This window comes from Dietzia sp. CW19, assembly GCF_014145265.1.
In the GTDB taxonomy this organism is placed as follows: domain Bacteria; phylum Actinomycetota; class Actinomycetes; order Mycobacteriales; family Mycobacteriaceae; genus Dietzia; species Dietzia natronolimnaea.
Map to the genome: position 1 here is coordinate 304 of NZ_JAALEE010000550.1, position 1,109 is coordinate 1,412.

Sequence of the window (1,109 nt, forward strand, 5' to 3'; positions counted from 1 at the left end):
AAGAACAGGAACACCAGGCAGGCGAACAACACGGCCTGGATGAGGGTGGCCAGCACCGGGACCAGCAGGATGTTGATCCGCTCGGACATCCGCAGCTCCCGGCCCGGCGCCCGCGCCTCCAGCTCGTCGTGGAGGTCGTCCCGGGTGGTGATGGCCACCAGCAGGACGGTGAGCAGACCCATGACGCCCACCACGGCGAAGGTCCGCGGCCAGGACAGCGCCACCATCACCTGCCAGATCTCCGCGCTGAAGAACAGGAACAGCACGGCCAACATGAGGACCGGCAGGACCCGGGCCACCATGTGGCCCATGGTGCCGAGCTCGCGCCGGACCCGCCGCGCGGCCCAGCGCACCAGCGAACCCACACCGATGTAGGTACCCACCAGCACCCCCGCCAGGAGGAGCGAGGTGGTGGCCGGGCCGGGGCCGTCATGGGCCTCGAAGGTGAGAGGTGCCGCCACGACGAGGGCGACCGCCGAGACGAGACCGACGACCGAGCCGGACACCCGGTCCAGGCGTCGCACCACGCGGGCCACCAGCCACCCGAGCAAGGGCGCGGCGGCGAACAAGCCGAGCGCCAGCAGGAGCAGCAGGATGATCGGATCTGTGATCCCGATGTCGTCCAGCTCCGGTGAATCCTCACCGACCCGCTCGAGCAGGGCCACCGCGTAATCGTTCGAGCGGTCCAACGCGGAGAGACCCGACGTGGCCACCGCGAGACCGGCGCTGACTCCGGCGGAGCGGATGAGCATCTCGCGAGACCGCGTGGACGGGACGATCATCAGCGGCAGTCCCAGCGACCGCAGGTACTCCTCGTGGACACCCCGGCTGCTGGCCGGGGTCGGATCGGGCGTGGGCACGGGGACATTCTGGCAGTCATCGCGGTCCGCACGGCCGGTACCGCCGACTATCGTCTAGCCATGTCCACCAGTGAGCGAGCGGTGCAGACGCCCGGCGCGGAGCGGTCCGCGCCGACCGCGCCCCCGGTCTACGCCCGCCTGCCGTCCAAGGTGCGGGACGACGACGTGCGGCCGGCGCTGCCCGGCCAGGTCGTCGACACCGTGTTCTTCACCCTGGCCACCCTCGCGGCCGGATGGCTCGGCTGGCGG

General features: G+C 71.1%; 1 protein-coding gene and 1 pseudogene. One reads left to right on the plus strand and one right to left on the minus strand.

Annotation, left to right across the window (positions count from 1 at the left end; translation table 11 throughout):
* Window positions 1-860: hypothetical protein (locus tag G6021_RS15595; RefSeq protein ID WP_182638818.1), on the minus strand; the 860-nt coding region annotated here is incomplete at its 3' end.
* A gap of 60 nt (window positions 861-920) precedes the next feature.
* Between G6021_RS15595 and G6021_RS17625 the strand changes: the two are divergent.
* A pseudogene (locus tag G6021_RS17625) lies at window positions 921-1,109 on the plus strand (hypothetical protein); the annotation flags it as partial.